The organism is Mesobacillus subterraneus (assembly GCF_003937825.1).
Lineage (GTDB): Bacteria > Bacillota > Bacilli > Bacillales > Cytobacillaceae > Mesobacillus > Mesobacillus subterraneus.
Genome location: NZ_RSFW01000010.1, coordinates 63,308 through 78,873, shown reverse-complemented (window position 1 = coordinate 78,873; position 15,566 = coordinate 63,308). Strand labels below are relative to the sequence as shown.

Genomic DNA, 15,566 nt, shown 5'->3' with positions numbered 1-15,566 from the left:
AGAAGAATGACATAGAAAGGCGGGATCGCATGCCGGAGCTTCCAGAGGTAGAAACCGTCAGGCGGACGCTTGAGGTGCTTGCTGTTGGAAAAGAAATTGACCATGTTTCGGTTTTTTGGCCCAAGATGATCAAACGGCCGAATGAGGTTGAACAATTCAATGACGCGCTTCGCGGCCAGACAATCAAAGAAATTGGCAGGAGAGGTAAATTCCTGATTTTTTACACAGAAGATTATTCGCTTGTTTCCCATCTAAGGATGGAGGGGAAATACGGGCTGTTCGATGCAGATGAACCTGTAGAAAAGCATACGCATGTTATTTTTCATTTTACCGATGGAAAAGAATTGCGATACAAGGATGTAAGGAAATTCGGTACGATGCATCTTTATGGAAAAGGTACCGAATTCGACACCCAGCCGCTTGCTGATTTAGGTCCAGAGCCTTTTTCGGAGGATTTTTCAGTAGAATGGCTTTCAGATAAGCTTAAGAAGACCAATCGAAAAATAAAGCCTGCCCTGCTGGACCAGAAGATTCTTGTCGGTCTTGGCAATATCTATGTTGATGAAGCACTTTTCCGGGCGAAAATCCACCCGGAAAGGATCGCTAACTCTTTGTCTCCGGAAGAAGAGGCAGTGCTGTACAAAGAGATAGTCAGTACATTATCCGAAGCAGTGGAGAAAGGCGGAAGTACCATCCGCTCTTATGTAAACTCCCAGGGACAGATTGGGATGTTCCAGCTTCAGCTTTATGTGTACGGCTGCAAGAATGAACCTTGCAAGGTTTGCGGCACACTTTTGGAGAAAACCGTTGTGGGCGGACGAGGGACACACTATTGCCCATCCTGCCAGAATCTTTAAGCATAATATAATCAGCAAACTAAAAAAGCCCAAGGTAATGGCTTGTTGAAGTCCTCACCATATCTAGGCTCCTTCCATATACTAACGTAGCGATTGACAGGAAGGAGCTCCGATTATGGCACAAACAATCTCCCTGTTTTTACTGGCATTCGCTGTCAGTCTGGACAGTTTCAGTGTAGGGTTAACGTATGGATTGCGGAAAATGAAAATCCCGATTAAATCAATAGTTGTGATCGCAATTTGTTCCGCTGTAGTTCTGATGGCAGCCATGATGATCGGGCATTTTCTGGAGAGCTTTTTTTCACCACAGCTGGCAGAGAAGCTTGGCGGCACAGTCTTAATTGTTCTGGGCGGCTGGGTTCTGTATCAATTCTTCCGCGAAGATAAAGCAGAGTTACTCTGCCATGAAAAAATCATCCTCAACTTCGAGATAAAATCTCTTGGCATTGTCATCAACATTTTGAAAAAACCGATGACTGCAGACTTTGACCGTTCAGGTACCATTAATGGGATTGAAGCCGTCATGCTTGGGCTGGCCCTTTCGCTCGATGCCTTTGGAGCAGGAATCGGCGCAGCATTGCTGGATTTTTCGCCCGGCTATTTGGCATTGACAGCCGCCTGCATGAGTTCATTGTTTGTTTATGCCGGAATGAGGATGGGCAGTTATTATTCTGAAAGCGGCTGGATGCAAAAGTTTTCATTCGTACCAGGGATCTTATTGATTATAATTGGGCTGCTTAAGATGTAGCAGCCCTTTGAAAGGAATAAAACGATGTCATTAGTGATTGGATTAACAGGAGGCATAGCAAGCGGGAAAAGCACGGTGTCAAAAATGTTCACTGAAATGGACATTACGGTTATTGACGCGGATATCGAAGCAAGGCTTGCTGTCGAACCAGGAGAAAAAGCTTACAATGATATTGTCAGCCAATTTGGCACGGGAATTTTAGATGAAGATGGAACGATCAATCGCCCAAAACTTGGTTCCATCATTTTTAACAATGAGAAAAAAAGGCTCCTGTTAAATTCCATTGTCCATCCTGCGGTTCGTGAGCGGATGGCCCAAAAGAGGGAAGCGGCAGAAGCAGCTAACGAAAAGGCAGTCGTACTCGACATTCCGCTCCTTTTCGAAAGCAAATTGACGGCACTCGTTGAGAAAATTATCTTGGTGTATGTAGATGAAAAAACACAGCTCGTAAGGCTGATGGAACGCAATGGTTTCTCTGAGGAAGAGGCACTGTCCAGAATCAAATCACAGATGCCGCTGAAGGATAAAGTCGAGCTGGCCGATGCGGTCATTGATAATAATGGAACAATCGAGCAATCCAGGCAGCAGCTGGTGGATATTTTGAGTGAGTGGGGAATTTAAAGAGCCGAGTATGGCTCTTTTTTACTGTCCTTAAATGACTCCTTGATACTTTCGTGGTCCCACGTGAATTATTTTGGTTCTCTTTAACCTTAATCCCAGTTTCTCTGGTTATAATCCCGGTTTCTGCACAAATAATCCCAGTTTATCTTTTTTTAATCCTTGTTTCAAATTCCACTTTGAATTATAGGCTTCTTTCGATATTATTATCAGAATTATTTTATATTTTAAATGTGTGCATTTATTTATCACAAATAAAATTTAATATGTTATACTAATACCATAACAAAGGGTTATTAAGTATAACACTAATTCGGAAGGGGCCGTACAATGAAGGCGAGAATAGCGATTAACGGTTTTGGGAGAATTGGCAGAATGGTTTTCCGAAAAGCCATCCTGGAAGAAAATCTGGAGATTGTAGCGATTAATGCGAGCTATCCAGCGGAAACTCTGGCGCATTTAATTAAATATGATTCAACTCATGGTCAATTCGCAGGCGAAGTTATTCCTGCCGATGATCACCTCGTAGTCAACGGAAAGAGAGTCAAACTATTAAGCAATCGAAATCCTGCTGAGCTTCCATGGAAGGAAATGGAGATTGATATTGTCATAGAAGCTACAGGCAAATTCAACTCACGGGATAAAGCGGCTTTGCATCTTGATGCTGGAGCAAAGAAGGTCATTTTGACTGCACCTGGCACAAATGAAGATGTAACGATTGTAATGGGCGTAAATGAAAGCGCATTAAAAATTGATGAACATGATGTCATTTCCAATGCATCCTGCACGACAAACTGCCTTGCTCCAGTCGCGAAAGTGCTGGACGATACTTTTGGAATTGAAAATGGCCTGATGACAACAGTCCATGCTTATACAAACGACCAGAATAATATTGACAACCCGCACAAGGATTTGCGCAGGGCACGTTCTTGCGGACAATCGATCATTCCTACTTCTACTGGAGCTGCGAAAGCATTGTCGCTCGTGCTTCCACAGCTGAAAGGAAAGCTGCACGGCATGGCGCTGCGTGTGCCGACTCCAAACGTTTCCCTGGTTGACCTTGTCGTTGACCTGAAGCGTGAAGTAACAGTGGATGAAATCAATGATGCATTCTACTCGGCTGCAAAAGGCAAGCTGAAGGGCGTCCTGGACATCACAGCAGATCCACTTGTTTCAATCGATTTCAATACAAATGAACATTCAGCGATTATTGATGGACTTTCCACAATGGTCATCGGTGCGAACAAGGTGAAGGTTCTTGCATGGTACGACAATGAGTGGGGCTACTCCTCAAGAGTCGTTGACCTGACAAAGCATGTCGCTCACGCAATGTCCAATTCAGCAACCGTGAAAATTGGATGATGATATTTTTTCAAAGCCTGCCGATCCCGGCAGGCTTTTTACAGTGAAAAAAAACCACTACATACCTGCAGAATAGCTATCTAGAAAACTGTGCAAATAGCAGTCTGAAATTCATTTGAAAAATTTTGTTTTCATGTGTTGCAAAAAAAATATAAACAAAGTATACTAGTCATCGTGAACTTCTTAATAACGGTACCAATTGGCTACTTAAAGGGTTAGGACCTCTCTGGACTAACTTTCCCCCGTGGTAGTTAAGATACCATTGAAGCTAAGGATTTCATTCTAATATTGTAAGAGGGGGAAATTGAATATGGAAACAATGGGTCGTCATGTAATTTCTGAACTTTGGGGTTGCGATTTTGAAAAATTGAATGATATGGATTTTATTGAACAAACTTTCGTTTCAGCTGCTTTGAAATCTGGTGCTGAAATCCGCGAAGTGGCTTTCCACAAATTCGCGCCACAAGGTGTGAGCGGAGTGGTCATTATTTCCGAGTCTCATTTAACTATTCACAGCTTCCCAGAACACGGATATGCCAGCATTGATGTTTATACTTGCGGTGATCTGGATCCTAACATTGCAGCTGACTATATTGCCGAAGCTCTTGGCGCTCAAACACGTGAGAACATCGAAATTCCACGCGGCATGGGCCCTGTGCATGTAAAGCAAGCGCAAGCTAAAGCTCTATAATTGAAAATATGAAAAAATTACAAGGGGTGTAGCGATACACCTCTTTTTATTTTGTCTTAAAATACGGTAAACTATAATTAGAACTTTCATGCAGGAGGATTTTTGATGTCTTTATTAAAATCCATAACAGGACGATTCCAAAAATACAGCGGGACGAGTGAAAACAGCCAGGACGAGCAGTTGAGGACCCGCTACTACAAAGCAAACTTCAATCAGATGTTCCAGACAGTCGAGGACCTGCTGAAGGCCGATCCTTCATTCAGGATAACCAGTGTTTCCAAGGATCACGGAGAAATTTCCGCGGAGCTGAGCGGCCGTGTACCAGCTTTCCTTACAGCGACGGTTATTACGACCAAGTCATATGAAACAGCTGTCGATCTACATATTTCTACGGAAAAATTTTCGCTGGCAGGCATCAATCCTGCATTAAAACAGGAACTGGTCAAAATCTATGAAAAACTGAATCGCTCCCACACTTTTATTGGCTCAGGAAAATATGGGAATCAATAGTTTCTCTTGTCCAGACCCCATCTTTTTTATAAGATAATACTTAAGGATAATACGTATGGACGTACAAGTGGAACAGGCGAATGGTCCTTCGCTCATTCTATATTTCAAAATATTCGGAGCTGATCGAGATGAAATGTCCAACTTGCCAAAACAATTCTACCCGGGTCCTTGATTCAAGGCCGGTTGACGATAGCCGATCCATTCGACGGAGACGTGAATGTGAAGCGTGCGGGTTTCGCTTCACCACATTTGAAAAGGTTGAAGAAATCCCCTTGATCGTCGTGAAAAAAGAAGGTACACGTGAGGAGTTCAATCGGGAAAAGCTCCTTCGCGGTTTGATTAAAGCATGTGAAAAGCGTCCAGTTGCATTGAAGGAGCTTGAAGACCTGGCTTCTGATGTTGAGAAGGAACTTCGCAGCCATGGTGTCTCTGAGGTAAAAAGTGAAGCCGTCGGTGAGATGGTGATGGACAGGCTGGCGACTGTCGATGAGGTTGCATATGTCCGGTTTGCTTCTGTATACCGCCAATTCAAGGATATCAATGTATTTATCGATGAACTGAAAGAGTTGTTAAAGAAAGAACAATCCTGATCTAGGGAGTGCTGCAAGCTCCGTACACCACCTGAAGCTGAAGGGAACTTCAGCTTTTTTAGCGATGAGAACAAGTCCGGCTATTTGAAATGGAGGGGAAAAGATGGCTCAGCACTGGCAGGAGACGTTGCCTGTAGACCAATACATTGTAGCATCGGGTGGTCTGTTGCACGAATATGATCGCAAGGTGCTCACTTTCTTATATCAGCCCTTGATTGGGCCAGCCTGTTTAAGCCTTTATATGACTTTATGGGCTGAGCTTGAGGAGAACCGCCTCTGGTCAGAGCCTGTCACACACCATAATCTGATGAGCATTATGGATATGAACCTGAAGGATATTTTCCATGCAAGGCAGAAGCTTGAAGGGATGGGCTTGCTCAAAACATTTGTGAAAAATAGTGATGAGGGCCGATCCTTCATTTATGAACTCCAGCCGCCACTGACCCCGGAGCAATTTTTTCTTGATGGCATGCTGAATGTCTACCTCTATCGCAAGGTGGGGAAAAATCAATTTTCACGGCTGAAACGATTTTTCAGCGATAAAAGTGTTCAGGCGGAACCAGGGTTTTCCGAAATCACAAAGGCCTTTCAGGATGTTTTCCTGTCCGTTTCGCCTGAAGCTCTTAGGCAAAACCAGGAAACAGCCACTGATATGCAGGCAGAGGAAGGGAAGGCCTTCATCGGCAGGCCGGATGCATCCAAAATACAGATTGATCCAGGGGAATTCAATTTCGAATTGCTTCTGGGCGGACTCCAGGAATCGCTCATTCCAAAAAAAGCATTCTCCACCAAGGTCAAAGAAGCAATCAGCAATCTCGCTTTCCTTTATGGGATTGATGCCTTGAAGATGAAAAACATAGTCCTGAGTGCGGTAAATGCTGAAAATGAAATCGACATTGATGAATTGCGCAAGGCTGCCCGTGACTGGTACCAGTTTGAATACCAGGACCAGCTGCCCGCGCTATTGGACAGGGTCCAGCCTGCCCGGCATAAAGCGAACATCGAGAAACCGAAGACACAGGAAGAGGAATTGATCCTTTATTTCGAAAAAACATCCCCGCGCCAGCTTCTGATCGATTTATCAGGCGGAGCAGAGCCATCAAAGGCAGACCTGCAAATGATCGAAGAGGTCATGTTCAAGCAGAAACTGCTGCCTGGGGTCGTGAATGTTTTAGTTCAATATGTTATGCTCAAGACGGATATGAAGCTGACAAAAGGATATATTGAGAAAATTGCGAGCCACTGGTCGCGGAAAAAAATCTCAACTGTCAAGGATGCGATGCAGCTGGCGAAAAATGAGCATCGTCAGTATCTGGAATGGGCCGAAGGGAAAAAGACGCCTGCTACACAGGGGAAACGAAAGCCTGTCCGCAAGGAGGTCCTTCCGGAGTGGTTTGAGAAAAAACGTGACGGCGATACGGACAAACAGGAAAATCAACCACAAGTCGATCCTGATTTTGAAATAGAGAAGAAAAAGCTGGAAGAAGAACTTAAGAAGTTCAAATCCGGGAGGTGAATCAGTTGCAAAACATAAATGATACGTTGAAAAAGCTTGCGAACAACCAGAATTTCCAGCAGCGGTATGAGGCGATTAAGCGGCAGGTCATGCAGGATGAGCATATCAAAGCGTTCCTTGATGAGAATGCCGATTATATCACCCGTGAAATGCTCGACCGCAGTATGACAAAGCTGTATGAGTTCACGAACCAGAGCAAAGGCTGTGAGGATTGTCCAAGTCTCGGTTCATGCAAGAATATGATTAAGGGTTATGAACCGGAGCTTTTCATCAAAGGGAATTTTATTGATATTAAATATGATCGTTGCAAAAAGAAGGTCATGCATGATGAGCAACAGAAACATACCCGTCTGATCAACAGTATTTTTGTGCCGAAGGAAATCCTGAAGGCGTCATTTGGGGATATCGAGCTCGATGATGCAGGCCGGTTCAAGGCCATCAAAATGGCGAAGGATTTCGTCGAGAACTATCAACCTGGGCAAAAGCAAAAGGGATTGTTCCTGCATGGTCCGTTTGGAACCGGCAAGTCGTACTTGCTTGGCGCGATCGCGAATGAACTGGCTCAAAAGCAGGTCAGCTCTCTGATCGTCTACGTACCAGAATTTTTCCGTGAAATGAAAAACGCGATTGGAGACCATACCGTAAACGACAAGCTTGAAGCCATCAAAAAGGCGAATGTTCTTATGCTTGACGATATCGGAGCAGAAACCATGAGCAGCTGGGCTAGGGACGAAATCTTAGGGACAATCCTCCAGTTCCGGATGCTCGAAAACCTTCCGACCTTCTTTACTTCCAACTTCGACCTGAAAGGGCTTGAGCATCATTTAACGCACAGCCAGCGCGGTGAGGAAGAACAATTAAAGGCGGCAAGAATCATGGAACGAATCAGATATCTTGCAGAACCGGTAAAAGTCGAAGGTAAAAATCGCAGAATATAAGCTATGCCGCAGTCTGGTTGACTGCGGCATATTTTTTTGAAGATATCCATCCTTAGGCCACCTGGCTACTTCTAAATTGGCCAAGTTCCCCATATATATAATCAGGGATTATTTAAAAAGGGGGGATATGGTTGATTGAAATCATCTTCCAAAAAAAGCAGGATGCCTGGAATTTGTATAAGCATTTGATCACCAGGCTTGCTTCATGGCAGGATACGAATCCAATTCTTCTCAATGAAGATCGAAATAGAGTGCACATTCCAGAGCAATATTTTCATGATGATGTGCTAATTGAACTGAAAAGGACTTTTCTTGATTTTATTTTAAAAGCGAAACGTGATGACTGGTTACGATCCGTTCTGGCAGAATCGTATCTCTATAGCGATATGGAAGAACAGGACCAGATCATTGATATTATTTATTCTGTTATTGAGGGTAACCGCAAAGAATTGCTTGCTTTCATGGAGGGTGTAGAGGAAAACGGAATTGTCGAAATTGCCATCAATGAAATCTTTAACGAAAAAGTTTCCTTCTCTTTCGACTCTTTTGTCATGTTCCGAATGAAGGGGTATATCGAGCAGCTGTCAAAGTGGGTTGAAATTGCGATTGATGAGTACAAGATGGAGCAGGAATATCAGGTCTTCCTCCATACCCTCAGGAAATTCCTTGATGACAGAAAACCGCAAATGACCCATTTATATTTGGTGATTGACGAAAATATGGTTTTTTATAATCAACATTTTGCCGAAATGAAACGAAGCGACCTGTTCAAGATCATTGACCGCAAGCTCCTTGTCAACCATCCAGTCTATGTGGATTCGGGGACGATTGCACCGCTATTGTCAATTGCACCCAAAACCATTTACCTTTACACCGAAGAGCCGCAGCAGCCGCTTGTGCGTACAATCATAAATCTATTTGAAGAACGAGTGAAAATTGCGCCGATTTCAGTTTTTCAGGAGGAGAAACTGAACTTTTTTAACGAAGACAGTGAAAATGTACGATAGCCCACTTGATTTTCAAAACATTACAAACTATAATTACGTACATACTTAATCAATACTAAATGTAATGATGAGGACATGGGCATTCTTGAAAGGTTTCCAGAGAGGGAAGTCACGGCTGAAAACTTCCTAACACTAAAGATAAGCTTACCACCTCTGAACTCCAGCTGTGAACGCCTTTAGGGCAAGTATTGGCTGGCGGCAGAAGCCGTTATCGCAGCCAGAGCCATTCCTGCGTTTTTTCGCGAGAATGGGAATTGGGTGGAACCACGTGTGATCAAACTCGTCCCTGTTTCAGGGGCGAGTTTTTTTATTTTTGCGCTATTCCAAGCGCTATATTTTAAAAGGAGGAAAAGCCAATGGCAGACATGTTAAAAATTTCGTTTCCAGATGGAGCAGTAAAGGAGTTTCCTGCAGGCACAACAACTGAAGACATTGCCAGCTCAATCAGCCCGGGCCTTAAGAAGAAAGCCATTGCCGGTATGGTGAATGGAAACCCGTATGATCTCCGCAGACCGATCGAGGAGGATGCGTCAATCGAAATCGTCACTCCTGATCATCCTGAAGCGCTGGAAATCCTGCGCCACAGCAGTGCGCATCTTATGGCACAGGCAATCAAGCGCCTTTATAAAGATGTGAACCTTGGAGTAGGACCGGTCATTGAGAGCGGCTTCTACTATGATATCGATATGGAACATTCATTAACTCCGGAGGATTTGCCAGCAATCGAGAAAGAAATGAACAAAATCATCAATGAGAACATCGAGATTGTCCGCAAAGAGGTCAGCCGTGAAGAGGCAGTAAGCTTTTTCAAAGACCAGGGTGATCCGTATAAGCTTGAGTTGATTGAAGCGATTCCGGCGGATGAGAAGGTCACTTTGTATGAACAGGGAGACTTCGTCGACCTTTGCCGTGGAGTACACGTGCCTTCAACTGGCAAGCTGAAGGAATTCAAATTGCTGAGCATCGCCGGGGCATACTGGCGCGGTGACAGCGACAACAAGATGCTTCAGCGTATTTACGGTACTGCCTTCTTCAAAAAGGAAGATTTGAAGGAGCACTTGAGGCTGCTAGAAGAAGCCAAGGAGCGCGACCACCGTAAGCTTGGTAAAGAACTCAACCTATTCACAAACTCACAGAAGGTCGGACAGGGTCTTCCGCTCTGGCTTCCGAAAGGTGCGACAATCCGGCGCATCATCGAACGCTACATCGTCGATAAAGAAGTCAGCCTTGGCTATGACCATGTTTACACTCCAGTAATGGGAAGTGTTGAACTTTATAAAACTTCCGGACACTGGGATCACTATCAGGAAAATATGTTCCCGGTCATGGAAATGGAAAATGAGCAGCTAGTCTTAAGACCGATGAACTGCCCGCACCATATGATGATTTATAAAAACAGCATCCACAGCTACAGGGAGCTTCCAATCAGGATTGCTGAGCTTGGAACTATGCACCGTTATGAAATGTCCGGCGCATTAGCTGGTTTGCAGCGTGTCCGCGGCATGACTTTGAATGATGCTCACCTATTTGTTCGTCCAGACCAAATCAAGGATGAATTCAAACGTGTTGTAGAGCTTGTACTCGAAGTCTACAAGGATTTTGACATGAATGACTACTCGTTCCGTCTTTCCTACCGCGATCCAGAAGACAAAGAGAAATATTTCGATGATGACCAGATGTGGGAAAAGGCTCAAGCCATGCTGAAAGAAGCGATGGATGAGATGGGACTCGACTATTTCGAAGCAGAAGGAGAAGCAGCATTCTACGGACCGAAGCTTGATGTCCAGGTCAAGACTGCCCTTGGAAAAGAAGAGACTCTTTCAACTGTTCAGCTTGACTTCTTGCTTCCAGAGCGTTTCGATCTGACTTATATCGGTGAAGACGGAAAGCACCACCGTCCGGTTGTTATCCACCGCGGTGTTGTATCGACGATGGAACGCTTTGTTGCCTTCCTGATCGAAGAATACAAAGGCGCGTTCCCGACTTGGCTGGCTCCAGTCCAGGCACAAATCATCCCGGTTTCTCCTGCTGTCCACTATGACTATGCAAGAGAAATCAAAGAAAAGCTTAAAGCAGAAGGCTTCCGCGTTGAAATCGATGGCCGTGACGAAAAAATCGGCTACAAGATCCGCGAAGCACAAATGCAAAAAATTCCTTATATGCTCGTGGTCGGTGACAACGAAGTCGCTGACAAAGGAGTCAACGTCCGTAAGTACGGGGAACAGAAATCAGAAACAGTGTCATTCGATGAATTCCTTGAGTCATTCAGGAAAGAAGCGAAGAAATAAGAAAAGCGCAAGCGCCGATCGGTCCCGGCAAACGCTGGAGCTGGACAAAAAAATAAGAGGAGCCAGGGAGCTCCTCTTATTTTTTTTGCGATTATTCAAGCGGTCTGGAACAGGAAGGGCATAAATTCTTCGTATAGCTGCGCTGAATCCTCTGGCCGCAGTACCTGCAAGATTTCATGTGGACAGGCGCATTGTCTATATCGTTGGAAAACCCATAGCCAGTCCTGAAAAACTTCAGTGCAGTGCCAGCGAGGAGTCCGGTAATCACCCCGGTAATGATGATTGCGATCAGCATATGTACACCAGCTTTCTAAAGCTTTCTTCTATTAAGAATTATAGCAGGAAAATGAGCAGACAAGGATGGACAAATAAATTTTTACAGAAAAAGTATTGCAGCCTGTATATCTATCTGATACAATACTTTTTGTTGCAGTTAACGAAAGTGATTCGTTTGACACATCAATTTCTTTGTGTTATATTAGCAAAAGTGAACTGAATACAAGTTTAGGAAAGAAGAAGCACCCGCTTCTCACCTGGCTGACGCATTTCAGCTGTTGGCAGGTAATACGTAAACGTCTTATTATTTTGTTTTCGTAAGTGTGGGTGTTGTCGCCTGCACTTTTTTTATTGCAAAATAAAAATGGACCATATCGTATGTCATTGTGTGAGCAAGATGAGGCTTCGGCCTGGCAATGTACTTCTTCTCCTGACAATGTATTCGATAATACCCTGGAGGTGGCTAATTATTAGCAAAGATGCGATGTTACTAAACGAGGGAATTCGTGCTCGCGAAATTCGTCTGATCGATCAAAACGGCGAGCAATTAGGAATCAAATCCAAAGCTGAGGCTCTTGAGATCGCAGCGCGCGTCAATCTTGATCTTGTGCTTGTTGCTCCGAACGCGAAGCCTCCTGTAGGCCGAATCATGGACTACGGAAAATTCAAGTTCGAACAGCAAAAGAAAGAGAAAGAAGCACGTAAGAACCAAAAAATCATCACAACTAAAGAAGTACGTCTTAGCCCGACAATTGATGAGCATGACTTCAACACGAAGCTTCGCAATGCCATCAAGTTCCTGGAAAAAGGCGATAAAGTTAAAGCATCAATCCGATTTAAAGGACGTGCTATCACTCACAAGGAAATCGGTCAGCGTGTTCTTGATCGCTTCTCTGAAGCTTGCAAGGATGTAGCGACAATCGAATCACATCCAAAGATGGATGGCCGAAGCATGTTCTTGGTACTAGCACCGAAAACTGACAAGTAACGAGGAGGAAGTCCCTATGCCAAAAATGAAAACTCACCGCGGCACTGCCAAGCGTTTCAAGAAAACTGGAACTGGCAAGCTTAAGCGTTCACACGCTTACACTAGCCACTTATTTGCTAACAAGTCTACAAAAGCTAAGCGTAAGCTTCGCAAATCTGCAATTGTTTCTAAGGGCGATTTCAAACGTATTCGTCACATGCTTGACAACATTAAGTAAAATCGAGCGATCTCGATTTATATAGGAGGGAAATTACATGCCACGTGTAAAAGGCGGTACAGTTACGCGCAAGCGTCGTAAAAAAGTCATTAAATTAGCAAAAGGTTATTTCGGTTCAAAACATACATTATACAAAGTTGCTAACCAGCAGGTTATGAAATCCCTAATGTATGCATTCCGCGACCGTCGCCAGAAGAAGCGCGACTTCCGCAAACTTTGGATTGCTCGTATCAACGCAGCAGCTCGCATGAACGGCCTTTCTTACAGCCGTATGATGCACGGCCTTAAGCTTGCAGGTATCGAAGTAAACCGCAAGATGCTTGCTGAACTTGCAGTAAGTGATGCAGCAGCATTTGCTCAATTGGCTGAAACAGCTAAGCAGCAATTCAACAAGTAATTAAGCATTTAAACCATTCTCATCTGAGGATGGTTTTTTGTTTTTAAGGTATAATGAAGCAATTGGAAATATTGAAATGGATGTGGGGATAATGGAGATGTGGACTTTGGCTGGAGTCATTCTGGTCATGAACCTGACAGGTTTTTTCATCATGGGTTTGGATAAAAAACGGGCAAAAAAGAATCTTTATAGAATAAGTGAAAGTACATTATGGAATGTCGCTTTTTTAGGGGGAGCCGTGGGTGCTGCTGCGGGAATGAGGCATTTCAGGCATAAAACGAAGCATGGCCAGTTCAAGTATGGACTGCCATTTCTTGCGGTGATCGAGATCGGTATTTTTGTATATCTCTTTAAGATCTTGGCATAACAGCCTGGGCGATTTTATAAGCTTTAATAGCATCATTAATCGCTAGGCAGGTGATGAAAATGGAAGATGCGTGGTCATTGCTGCTCATTGTCGTCGAATCGGGAGGCTGGTACGCCCCGTTGATGTTCGTCCTGTTCCATGTATTCCGTCAATTTGTTTTCATCCCCCCTGCAGTTGTCTGCATAGCTGGCGGGCTGCTGTTTGGCGCCATTCCGGGAATCCTGTACTCCCTTATCGGACTGACGGGAGCGAGTATTTTATTCTACTGTTTGATCAAACAAATCCCTGAAACGATGAACAAGCTTAGCAAGCTGAAAAAGCGTCTGGTCGGCCGCTTCAGGGACCTGACGATTAGCCAGGTCGCGCTGCTGAGGCTTGTTCCGATCATTCATTACCAATTGCTAAGCTTTTGTCTGTATGAACGGAAAAACAGCTTTAAAGGATTCATGAAAGCTTCCTTTTTAACCAATATTCCATTCGTCATCTTTTACACGATATTCGGAGAACACATTGGTGATTTTGAGCCATTGACAGGAATTCTTTTCATTACGATGCTGCTTATGCTTGCTTATTTGTTAAGGGAGAAAATAACCTTTATCAAATGGCGGGAGTTCTTTGACACGAAAAGCGCCCGACTCTAAAAAATCGGGCGCTTTCTGTATTTTATATTTCTTCATCGGAGTTATTGTTCGCCATGAATTCTTTGATTGGACTCTTCCAATCAATTTTGGCCACGGGATAATTCTCGCGGATTTTTCGCTCGATGAACTGGAAATCCTCAAGGACAAGCCCCTTTAATGCAGAAGTCTTTTTGGGCCAAATAAAAATGGAGACCACTTCAAAAGCAGACTGGGTCGTCCCCAGATACTTTTCCCCTTCAAATAAAACTCCCTTATACGTCAACAAGAAGTTTTTTCGGACATTTTCCGGGTCATCCAGGAAGTAAAAGCGCTTTTGCTCATGTGCCAGCTCCAGCTTTCTCTTCGGATGGAATAAATACTTAACGGCGCTGTATATTAGAAAAATGAATAAAAGCAAGATGAGAATGCGTAACAGCAGGATGATCATGATCGTCCCTCCAGTGCGAACTTTCCTTATTTACGAATGAGATTCTAAATAGTTTCAACAAATTTCTATTTGATTTATACTTTTTTTAGTTGGAGGGATCATACGTGGGTCACCTTCGGACATTATGAGTGGTGGAAGACGTGAAAATGTCCGAAGTCAGGTTATCTTCGGACATTCTTAGTGCTGGAGGATGTGAAAATGTCCGAAGTAGGGTCACCTTTGGACATTATGAGTGGTGGAAGACGGAAAAATGTCCGAAGTCCGTGCATCTTCGGACATTTTGAGTGCTGAAGGACGGGAAAATGTCCGAAGTCGTGTCATCTTCGGACATTCTTAATGCGGGAGGACGTAAAAAATGTCCAAAGTCGTGTCATCTTCGGACATTCTTAGTGCTGAAGGACGTGAAAATGTCCGAAGTCATATCATCTTCGGACATTATGAGTGCAGGAGGACGTGAAAATGTCCGAAGTCCGTTCACTTTCGGACATAATTTGCAGGTAGTAGAAAGTTAATGCCGAATCCCAACGCCCTTAAGCACAGAATGCTAAACAAAAATATTTTACAAATGGAGTTAATTAACTTATGAACACAAAAACCCTTTTTAAAATGCAAAAAGAACTGGATGGTCATATTGAATCAAAACACGGGCTTGAGAATGAAGATTTGTTTGATCGGAAGGTACTGGCGCTGCTTGTTGAAATCGGTGAGCTGGCGAATGAGACACGGTGTTTCAAATTCTGGAGCTTGAAGCCTTCTTCTGAAAAAGATGTGATTGTTGAGGAGTTTGTTGACGGAATTCATTTTATCCTGTCCCTTGGGATTGAGTGCGGCTTTGAGAACCTGGACGAGATTCCTTCCAGCGCAGTATCGGAAGGAGATACGAGCAGCCAGTTCCTCAAAGTGTATGAAAACGTGCAAAAGTTCAGGAGCAGCCGCGCCGAAGACGACTATGTCCACCTCTTTAAAAGCTACATGGATCTTGCGAATCTGCTGGGATTGACAGAAGACGATATGGAGCAGGCATATATTAAGAAAAATGAAGTAAATTATGATAGGCAGCGCAAAGGGTATTAGCAGAATATTTTGTACAATATTGTGTTGGTCTAGTATAATAGGAGTCGAAACTAC

At 43.9% G+C, this 15,566-nt stretch carries 19 protein-coding genes and 1 other annotated feature; of the genes, 17 read left to right on the top strand and 2 right to left on the bottom strand.

The annotated features are described in order from the left end of the window. Positions 1–29: 29 nt before the first annotated feature. From mutM to thrS, 11 genes are all read left to right on the top strand, one after another. Positions 30–857, top strand: a complete 828-nt coding sequence (gene mutM, locus EJA10_RS07845; protein WP_125479464.1) for a DNA-formamidopyrimidine glycosylase — start codon at positions 30–32, stop codon at positions 855–857. Between the two features lie 115 nt (positions 858–972). Beyond that, positions 973–1,605 carry a sporulation membrane protein YtaF gene (ytaF, locus tag EJA10_RS07840; protein ID WP_125479463.1) on the top strand — a complete coding sequence of 211 codons (633 nt, stop codon included), beginning with the start codon at positions 973–975 and terminating at the stop codon, positions 1,603–1,605. 24 nt (positions 1,606–1,629) lie between these two features. Further along, positions 1,630–2,226 carry a dephospho-CoA kinase gene (gene coaE, locus EJA10_RS07835; protein ID WP_125479462.1) on the top strand — a complete coding sequence of 199 codons (597 nt, stop codon included), beginning with the start codon at positions 1,630–1,632 and terminating at the stop codon, positions 2,224–2,226. Between the two features lie 327 nt (positions 2,227–2,553). After that, on the top strand, positions 2,554–3,585 hold the full coding sequence (locus tag EJA10_RS07830; RefSeq protein ID WP_125479461.1) for a glyceraldehyde-3-phosphate dehydrogenase: 1,032 nt from the start codon (positions 2,554–2,556) through the stop codon (positions 3,583–3,585). Between the two features lie 310 nt (positions 3,586–3,895). Next, complete coding sequence (speD, locus tag EJA10_RS07825; protein ID WP_125479460.1) at positions 3,896–4,276, top strand: adenosylmethionine decarboxylase; 381 nt, start codon at positions 3,896–3,898, stop codon at positions 4,274–4,276. A gap of 105 nt (positions 4,277–4,381) precedes the next feature. Further along, positions 4,382–4,786 (top strand): hypothetical protein, encoded by a 405-nt coding sequence (locus tag EJA10_RS07820; protein WP_125479459.1) that lies wholly within the window; start codon positions 4,382–4,384, stop codon positions 4,784–4,786. Between the two features lie 128 nt (positions 4,787–4,914). Beyond that, entirely contained in the window at positions 4,915–5,376 is a 462-nt protein-coding gene (gene nrdR / locus EJA10_RS07815) for a transcriptional regulator NrdR (RefSeq protein WP_125479458.1), read from the top strand. 103 nt (positions 5,377–5,479) lie between these two features. Then, a complete protein-coding gene (locus EJA10_RS07810) occupies positions 5,480–6,892 on the top strand; it encodes a replication initiation and membrane attachment family protein (RefSeq protein WP_125479457.1) in 1,413 nt (470 codons plus the stop codon). A gap of 5 nt (positions 6,893–6,897) precedes the next feature. After that, a complete protein-coding gene (dnaI, locus tag EJA10_RS07805) occupies positions 6,898–7,830 on the top strand; it encodes a primosomal protein DnaI (RefSeq protein ID WP_125479456.1) in 933 nt (310 codons plus the stop codon). Positions 7,831–7,961: 131 nt separating this feature from the next. Further along, complete coding sequence (gene ytxC / locus EJA10_RS07800) at positions 7,962–8,837, top strand: sporulation protein YtxC (RefSeq protein WP_125479455.1); 876 nt, start codon at positions 7,962–7,964, stop codon at positions 8,835–8,837. Positions 8,838–9,193: 356 nt separating this feature from the next. After that, positions 9,194–11,125 carry a threonine--tRNA ligase gene (gene thrS / locus EJA10_RS07795; RefSeq protein ID WP_125479454.1) on the top strand — a complete coding sequence of 644 codons (1,932 nt, stop codon included), beginning with the start codon at positions 9,194–9,196 and terminating at the stop codon, positions 11,123–11,125. A gap of 91 nt (positions 11,126–11,216) precedes the next feature. Here thrS and EJA10_RS07790 read toward each other — a convergent pair whose 3' ends face one another. After that, on the bottom strand, positions 11,217–11,420 hold the full coding sequence (locus EJA10_RS07790) for a hypothetical protein (RefSeq protein WP_125479453.1): 204 nt from the start codon (positions 11,418–11,420) through the stop codon (positions 11,217–11,219). A 209-nt stretch (positions 11,421–11,629) separates the two neighbouring features. Next, positions 11,630–11,756, top strand: a sequence feature (ribosomal protein L20 leader region). 129 nt (positions 11,757–11,885) lie between these two features. Here EJA10_RS07790 and infC point away from each other — a divergent pair. Genes infC through EJA10_RS07765 form a run of 5 tightly spaced genes read left to right on the top strand, consistent with a single transcriptional unit; the run spans position 11,886 to position 14,011 of the window. Then, on the top strand, positions 11,886–12,389 hold the full coding sequence (infC, locus tag EJA10_RS07785; RefSeq protein ID WP_125479452.1) for a translation initiation factor IF-3: 504 nt from the start codon (positions 11,886–11,888) through the stop codon (positions 12,387–12,389). 16 nt (positions 12,390–12,405) lie between these two features. Then, positions 12,406–12,606, top strand: coding sequence for a 50S ribosomal protein L35 (gene rpmI, locus EJA10_RS07780; protein WP_023627047.1), 201 nt, complete (start codon positions 12,406–12,408; stop codon positions 12,604–12,606). Positions 12,607–12,643: 37 nt separating this feature from the next. Then, positions 12,644–13,003: a 50S ribosomal protein L20 gene (gene rplT / locus EJA10_RS07775; RefSeq protein ID WP_102263819.1), complete on the top strand. Its 360-nt coding sequence runs from the start codon at positions 12,644–12,646 to the stop codon at positions 13,001–13,003. A 37-nt stretch (positions 13,004–13,040) separates the two neighbouring features. Continuing rightward, positions 13,041–13,370 (top strand): DUF1294 domain-containing protein, encoded by a 330-nt coding sequence (locus EJA10_RS07770; protein ID WP_281274481.1) that lies wholly within the window; start codon positions 13,041–13,043, stop codon positions 13,368–13,370. A gap of 59 nt (positions 13,371–13,429) precedes the next feature. After that, positions 13,430–14,011 carry a TVP38/TMEM64 family protein gene (locus EJA10_RS07765; RefSeq protein ID WP_125479451.1) on the top strand — a complete coding sequence of 194 codons (582 nt, stop codon included), beginning with the start codon at positions 13,430–13,432 and terminating at the stop codon, positions 14,009–14,011. 22 nt (positions 14,012–14,033) lie between these two features. Here the strand turns inward: EJA10_RS07765 and EJA10_RS07760 are convergent, their stop codons facing one another. After that, on the bottom strand, positions 14,034–14,438 hold the full coding sequence (locus EJA10_RS07760) for a sigma-w pathway protein ysdB (protein WP_425462082.1): 405 nt from the start codon (positions 14,436–14,438) through the stop codon (positions 14,034–14,036). A 582-nt stretch (positions 14,439–15,020) separates the two neighbouring features. Here EJA10_RS07760 and EJA10_RS07755 point away from each other — a divergent pair. Further along, on the top strand, positions 15,021–15,512 hold the full coding sequence (locus tag EJA10_RS07755) for a dUTP diphosphatase (protein ID WP_125479450.1): 492 nt from the start codon (positions 15,021–15,023) through the stop codon (positions 15,510–15,512). Positions 15,513–15,566 lie beyond the last annotated feature (54 nt).